This is a genomic window from Trichothermofontia sp. (assembly GCF_053493415.1).
Genome location: NZ_JBRCAD010000046.1, coordinates 1 through 7,331, shown reverse-complemented (window position 1 = coordinate 7,331; position 7,331 = coordinate 1). Strand labels below are relative to the sequence as shown.

The window sequence follows — 7,331 nt, the reverse complement described above, 5'->3', positions numbered from 1 at the left end:
ACAAGTTTCGCTATTTGCAACTAGAACTCAGCCGTCGCTGTTCGCTCGTCCATTGGAGCTACGATTTGCTTCCAGAAACGCTTGTATGACTCTCGCACCCTCAAGTGTAAAGTTTTATATCTGGATTCAACACTTCTGAGTAGTTAACTAGAGTATTAATTTATTAATTAAGATTAATACTCTTTAACTTAGTTCAAAAACTACCGTCATGATCTAACTATAGAATAATCTACAATATAGACCTTGGATAAGGGTATATGCGTAAATTTTTACAAAGACGAGATCGAGCAGATCTGATTAAGCATCGCACCTTACCAGACTACCAGTGAGGTAGTTGGCCGTTGCCCGATGGCAGGCGTCTCGTACTGCACCGCCCCCGGCAACCGCCACACCCGAAACTCACCATCCCGTTCCAAGCATGGCGCAATAGCCTCCGCATCCGCCGCAGGAGCCTGTAACCCCAGCCAATGGGTGAGGTACTCAGCGCAACTACCAGCGCGTCGCGACTCATACCCCACCGCCCAACCCAACAACACCCATGACACCCTAGAAACATCGTAAAATGACTCGTCCCAGTGTCCCTATCCATCCTTGAGCCATGTTACTGCTACTACCAACTCATCCCCGTCTATTGACAATCATTAAGGTGATCTCTTGTATCGTGATCATGGGTGCACTGGGTTTAACCCTGGGCAAACTCAACGGCATGATTGCTGAACATTCCCTACTAGAAACACTATTCTGGCTGGGGAGCGTGGCCTTGGCGACACATCTGCTAGAAGCGATCGCGGCAATGGTTTTAGCTGCTCGTGCCAACCGCAATCCCCTCCAAGCAGGTATTTACACGTTCTGGATGGGGGTTGCCGGAATTGCTGAACTGCGCTTTCGAATTGAGAACAGCGATCGCGGAGGTGATTGACCTACCCACAAAAGGCGGTACAAACTCAATCTTGGCTTGTGGTGCAGCCGCGAAGGAGGGGAGAACCAGCGCAGGAATCAGGACTAGGGTGGCAATCACCTTGATACGATTGATCGGCTCAAACACTAAATACCCTTATCCCGACCGGAAAACCGGTATTTAAGGTTAAGGCTAGCCTGCCATAGGTTGATACTATGCGCAAGGGCTTCTTAACGTTGTTTATGCAAGCATGGCCCGGCGATCGGGTAACCCGGCGATCAGGAATGTATTTCCGCTGCCAACCCAGCCTAGATGCCTTAATTAATTGAGGTTCCCATAACCGAATCCTCATAAAAAATCCCCCCATTGGGGGGGGAAGGTAAGGAGGAACAGACAAGGGGCTTAAGCCCCTTGTTCGCAAAGCTTGACAGTACCTCATTAGCGAGGGAACGGCTGTAAGTGTTACTTTGCGTTTGTAGTGGCGACTGAAGTCGCCAAAACGGCTGGTTTCTGGACTTTTCAAACACCCTTTTAAAGCACTAGCCGCTAGAAAATCACAATGTCCGTATTGACTAATGTGGGAGAACCCGAGAAGCTAGCAATCTGAACGGCGGCTTCATCCCCATCCCCATCTTCATCGAAGAAGAGGTTGCCGCCATTGTAGATAAACCGATGGGCGGGATCAGTAGCCGCAGCTTCCGTAGTGAAAGCATCCGCAGGCAAAACACCTGCCACTAATCCACCCCCAAAGCTGTTTGAGATCAAAACGGTATCAGTGGCTGAGACGAAGCCAACGATCGTCTCTACCCCGTCTGCGATCGCATTAAACACATAGGCATCACTACCCGCTCCTCCGGCGAGGGTATCGTTACCCGGCCCCCCTACCAAGGTGTCATTGCCCTCGCCACCGTTGATGCTATCAGCCCCCAGGCCACCGTAGATCTGGTCATCCCCTGCACCGCCGACCAGGGTATCATCGCCCGAATTGCCGTTGATCGTATCGTTGCCAGCCCCCCCAACGATTTGATCACCCAGTGCCGTACCGTTGAGGGTGGTGCCCGTGTCAACCGTGGCATCATTTTCCGTGATCGTGACCGTGGCTGAAGCCCCAGGGCCAGCCGTGACGTTATAGCCCGTCCCTGCTAACAACGTAATCAGGACCGAGCGACTGTCCTGGAGAGGTGTCAAGTTATCCGGCACACTGACTGTGAATTGGGCCGTTGTGGCACCTGCCGCAATCGTCACACTATCGGTTGCGGGGCTAAAGGTGGCTTCCGCACCCCCCGCAAACGATCGGGCATAGTTGATCGTGAGTCCCCCTGTGGGGGCCGGGGTACTTAGGGTCACGGTAAAGGTCGTGGGGTTGCCAGTGGAACCATCTACCCCCCCAGTAGTGACGGGACCTTCCTGAATGGTGGCGGTCACGGGGCTGAGGCTGGCCACGGGACCCGTAATCGGGGGCGCGGGAGGCAGGGTGCCGATCGTGGTGGTGAAGTCTTCAGCGCTGATATTGGCAGGCGCAACGCCACGAATAATAGCCAGGAATTCTGTAGTCGCGCCCGCCAGGGTGTCCTGAATGATCGTGCTACCGGCCAACACGCCGGTCCCTTCCGTAATCACCAGATTGGCAAACGTGAGACCCCCAGCCAGACCAATAAGATCAACACCGTCTTCAAAGTCTTCAATGACATCCGCGTCGGTCAGGAGCGGCCCGCCAGTGGTACGGGTCGTTTCCCCCGTCACACGACCCAGGACAAACAGATCCCGCCCAGCGCCACCGAACAGGCGATCGGCCCCTATGTCGCCGAAGAGAACATCATTACCGTTATCGCCGAAGAGGACATCATTGCCCTTACCGCCGTAGATCGTGTCGTCGTCCTTGCCGCCGTAGATTGTGTCGTCACCGAGATCGCCCCGCAGCAAATCCTTTTCCGCATCCCCCCGAATAAAGTCATTCTCCTTGCCGCCATAGATCGTATCGTCGTCCTTACCCCCATAGATACGATCGTCTCCCTGGTTACCATAGAGAATGTCCCTACCCTGGCCGCCGTAGATGAAGTCATTGCCAGTGTCCCCAAAGATGGTGTCATTGCCAGCCAGCCCAAACAGGGTGTCGCTGCCAGCTAGACCGCGCATCAGGTCGGCTTCCAGCGTACCGACGAGGCGATCGGGGAGAAGAGTACCAATAATAACTGCCATTTCCTAACCTCTTAGTCACTTGCGGGTTCAGTTCTTCTGCCCAGATATCAGCCGGGTCGGATCCAAACTGCTGGGGCTTTGGCAGGCATTGTACACAATAGACAGAGTTTGACAACTTTAGGTGACGCTATATCTAGCGTATAGTACAAGACCTTATGGTTGGCAGATGTCTACCCACCGGGGGACGGCCTGCCAGCGCAACCGGGCCACAATCTCTAGTAAATGCCGAGAAAATGCTAGGGTGTTGACGGAGTGGCCAAACCTGTGAGCAGATTGACGCCATCAACACTGGTGGGGGAGACTCCTTAAACCATCCAAAAACCATCCAATAGTTCCAGCCAGAATTTATGCATCAGTCTGAGATCGGGGTTGCGGTAGTCGGCACAGGCTTTGGTCAGAAGGTCCATATTCCTGGTCTTCAGGCCCATCCCCGTACACGAGTGGTTGCGTTATATCATCGGGATCGGGAAACGGCAAGGGGGATCGCCGAGGCAAATCAGATTCCGATCGCCTGTCATCGCATTGAAGAAATCGTGGCTCAACCCGAGGTGCAGGCCGTCAGCATTGCCACCCCACCGTTTTTGCACTATGAGATGGCCAAGACAGTGTTACAGGCTGGGAAGCATTTATTACTGGAAAAACCCACCACCCTCACGGTGGCCGAGGCGCAGGAATTATGGCAACTGGCCACAGCCCAGGGGGTGGTCACGGCAATGGACTTTGAATACCGCTGTGTCCCGGCTTGGCAACGGTTGGCAGAACTCTTGGCTGAGGGATATGTAGGGCAAAAACGACTGATCAAGGTTGACTGGTTAGCGTCTAGTCGGGCGGATGCGACCCGTGGCTGGAACTGGTATGCCCGTAAGGATCAGGGGGGGGGTGCCCTGGGGTCCCTGGGGTCCCATACGTTTGACTACATTGCCTGGTTATTTGGTCCGGTCAAGCGGTTGAATGCCCGTCTGATCACCACAATTCCCCACCGCCCTGATCTCCATACGGGGGCGATGAAGCCTGTGGATAGCGATGATACGTGTCTGATTACCTTAGAGTTGGCGGATGGCACACCCTGCCAGGTATCAATCAGTGCAGTAACCTACCAGGGACGTGGGCATTGGGTGGAGGTTTATGGCGATCGCGGTACCCTAGTGTTGGGGAGTAAAAATCAAAAGGATTATGTGCATGGCTTCCAACTCTGGGGGGCCGCCGTGGGGAAGGAACTTACGGAGTTGGAAATTCCCAAGCGTTTAGCGTTCCCCCAGGTTTTTGCTGATGGGCGGATTGCGGCGTTTATGGGTATTGTCGATCGCTGGGTGGCGGGGATCGATCGCGGGGAGCCGATCGTCCCTTCATTGCGAGAAGGGGTCTATTCCCAATTACTCATGGATCTGACCCATCGTTCCCATGCGACGAATCAGTGGGTTGAGGTGCCCCCCGTTTAAACCGTATGCGTACCCATCGCTGGCTTAGCTTCGGCTTATTGGTGTTCGTAGTCATTGCGATCGTGCTTTACATTTGGGGTGCCCTGCGCCAGGGTTTTCTGGTCAATACCGATATGGGCAGAACCGACCAGAGTGCCTATCTGGACTATGCCAAAAATATGGCGGTAACCCAGTTGCAATTTGTCGGCGATCGCAATCGGATGCCCCTCTATCCGGGTTTGATGGCGTTGTTCTATCGACCCGGTATGTCGGATCAGGCGTTCTTTGCGATCGGGAAGATCGTCGGAATTGGCATAGGAGCGATCGTGCTGATCGGCACATTTTTGCTATTTAAGCACTTTGGTAAAACCGTCGATGCCGTCGTCGCCACCCTGGTGACCATGCTGACGGTCTTTGCCTATAAGGCTCCCTATTTCCAATGTGAAATTCTGTTCTATGGATTGACATTATTACTCTTCGTTCTAGTCTTACGATTGCTCCAGCGCCCCCATCCCCTAACGGCGGTTCTGGTTGGCAGTGTGGGGGCTTTTGCCCATCTGACTAAGGCGTCCATCTTACCGACGATCGTGCTGGCGACAGGCTTACTGCTGCTCCGAGGGATTTATGAACAGGGGCGATCGTGGCGTTCCAAACCGGAATTGCCCCACGATCGCGGCGAAGCAGCCCCGCTTCAGGATACTCCCCTAAAAATGCCGCCCCCTCAAGCGACCTGGCGTACCCAAGTTCAATCCACTTGGCAATCTATCCGCACGTTAAGATTACATATCGTTTGTATCAGCTTAGTCTTGGTGTGTTTTTTGGGCATCCTGTCGCCTTATCTACAAACCAGCAAACGCATTTTTGGACACTATTTTTATAACGTTAATTCCACATTTTATATGTGGTATAACTCCTGGGAGGAAGCCGAACGAGGCACTAAAGCACATGGCGATCGTGTGGGTTGGCCGAAAATGCCACCGGAGGAAATCCCCTCGTTGCAAAAGTATTTGCGGGAACATACACCCGGTCAAATTCTGCATCGATTTTCCCGTGGCTTCGATCGGATGTTGGAGCGAACTTTTACGGTTTACTGGTATGCCCAGTTTATCCTGGCCTATCTCCTGGCCCTAGGGGTGCTTTTGGGCCAGAATTGGCATATTTGGCGATCGCAGGTTTTCCCTCGCATTCATCCCTGCACAGTCCTATTGGTGATCGGCTATTTTACGGGTTACCTCGCCTTGTATGCTTGGTACAGCCCGATCGCGTCTGGTAATCGGTTTAGCTTGGCGTTGTTTTTACCGATGCTCTTTCTGATCGTGCGGGGATTGGCCGTCGCCCAAGCGCATAATCTAAGCATCCGCATTGGCGGGAAGTCGTTACCCGCCGCCATGATCAGTCCTATCATTTTGCTGTTACTTGTGGTTTATGCGATGACCATTTATCCCTCGACAATCTCGACATTCTATGCGGGAAGATGAGAATTACCTGACTATATTGACCCTAACCAGGTTTCTAAATTCGCTAAGCTGGAAAATTTCAGTAATGCCTCTCCTAGCATTTCTAATTGCTCAATAGATAAGGCGTCAACTTGGGCAAATTTGGGTCTTCTGGGTGTTCAGGCGCAGGTACGTGTCGATAAAGCCAGTAGCGTTGGCGGGGGGAATGGAGTTGAATTTAGGCATAGGCTAGGAATATCGACTGGGTGAAGGGCTGTGGTCAAGCAAGCAGATATTGGCGGCAAGCGACTGATTGGGTTAGCGCCGACGGCGTGGGCGCAGTGGGTAACGCAACAGGCCGATGTGGTAGCGCAGGAGATTCTGGCCTCGGAGTTCCAGTGGGTGAGCCGGGAAAATGACGTGTTGGTGAAGGCCGTCAGTCCTGCCTACGGGGAGTTTTTGATTCTCAACGAGTTGCAGTTGCGCTACACGAATGGGTTGCCGGTGCGGATGCGGGCCTATGCAGCGTTGGCAACGGAGAAATATCATTTGCCGGTCTATCCGGTCTTGGTGAATATTCTGCCGCCTGCGTCATCGGTGACCATCCCAAATTACTACGAATCGACGTTTATGGGCATCCGAGCCTACCAGGACTATCGGGTGATTAACCTGTGGGAAGTGGAGGCCGAAGTGGTATTCGACCAGTCCTTACGGGCGTTGTTGCCGTTTGTGCCGATTTTGAAGTCAGGGGGCGAGGTGGCGACGGTGCAGCGGGCGTTGGGGTTGCTGCGGCAGGATGAGCAGTTGGTGGAGTTGGAGGCGTTGCTGGCGTTTTTTGCTAGTTTTGTGTTGGAGAGTGATGTTGTCCGGCAAATCATGAGGTGGGATATGGCTGTGTTGCGGGAGTCGCCCTGGTATCAAGAGATTTTGCGGGAGGGGGAACGTCAAGGGGAGCTAAGAGGTGAACAACGGGGTGAACAACGGGGCAGGTTGGTTGGTAGACAGGAAGAGGGCCGATCGCTGATCCTGAGACAACTGCATCGCCGGGTGGGTGAACTGTCACCGGAGTTGACGCAACGGGTGCAGGCATTGGAGTTGCTGCAGCTTGAGGCGTTGGGGGAGGCGTTGTTGGATTTTACGCAGGTGGCAGATTTGGTCGCTTGGCTTGATTCTCAGGGGGAGCGCTAAACAAATCATGCCTGATCGGTGGCCTGTTCATTGGGGAGGAACATGATGACTTTAACCAGAAGTGTTGAATCCAGATATAAAACTTTACACTTGAGGGTGCGAGAGTCATACAAGCGTTTCTGGAAGCAAATCGTAGCTCCAATGGACGAGCGAACAGCGACGGCTGAGTTCTAGTTGCAAATAGCGAAACTT

The 7,331-nt window shown here is 53.3% G+C and carries 6 protein-coding genes and 1 pseudogene; 4 read left to right on the top strand and 3 right to left on the bottom strand.

From position 1 onward, the window contains the following. Positions 1–311: 311 nt before the first annotated feature. Positions 312–536: a hypothetical protein gene (locus tag ACWIUF_RS04305; protein ID WP_448571004.1), complete on the bottom strand. Its 225-nt coding sequence runs from the start codon at positions 534–536 to the stop codon at positions 312–314. A gap of 131 nt (positions 537–667) precedes the next feature. Here ACWIUF_RS04305 and ACWIUF_RS04300 point away from each other — a divergent pair, with 131 nt between their 5' ends. Beyond that, a complete protein-coding gene (locus ACWIUF_RS04300) occupies positions 668–919 on the top strand; it encodes a hypothetical protein (protein ID WP_448571003.1) in 252 nt (83 codons plus the stop codon). Between the two features lie 525 nt (positions 920–1,444). On the opposite strand, the gene ACWIUF_RS04295 is transcribed toward ACWIUF_RS04300, so the two are convergent. After that, entirely contained in the window at positions 1,445–3,097 is a 1,653-nt protein-coding gene (locus ACWIUF_RS04295) for a calcium-binding protein (protein WP_448571002.1), read from the bottom strand. 347 nt (positions 3,098–3,444) lie between these two features. Between ACWIUF_RS04295 and ACWIUF_RS04290 the strand changes: the two genes are divergently transcribed. Continuing rightward, positions 3,445–4,536 carry a Gfo/Idh/MocA family protein gene (locus ACWIUF_RS04290; protein WP_448571001.1) on the top strand — a complete coding sequence of 364 codons (1,092 nt, stop codon included), beginning with the start codon at positions 3,445–3,447 and terminating at the stop codon, positions 4,534–4,536. Between the two features lie 5 nt (positions 4,537–4,541). Beyond that, positions 4,542–5,993, top strand: coding sequence for a hypothetical protein (locus tag ACWIUF_RS04285; RefSeq protein ID WP_448571000.1), 1,452 nt, complete (start codon positions 4,542–4,544; stop codon positions 5,991–5,993). A gap of 11 nt (positions 5,994–6,004) precedes the next feature. On the opposite strand, the pseudogene ACWIUF_RS04280 reads toward ACWIUF_RS04285, so the two are convergent. Then, positions 6,005–6,097, bottom strand: a pseudogene (locus ACWIUF_RS04280) (DUF4351 domain-containing protein); the annotation flags it as partial. A 130-nt stretch (positions 6,098–6,227) separates the two neighbouring features. Here ACWIUF_RS04280 and ACWIUF_RS04275 point away from each other — a divergent pair. After that, entirely contained in the window at positions 6,228–7,139 is a 912-nt protein-coding gene (locus tag ACWIUF_RS04275; RefSeq protein WP_448570999.1) for an Rpn family recombination-promoting nuclease/putative transposase, read from the top strand. Positions 7,140–7,331: the final 192 nt, after the last annotated feature.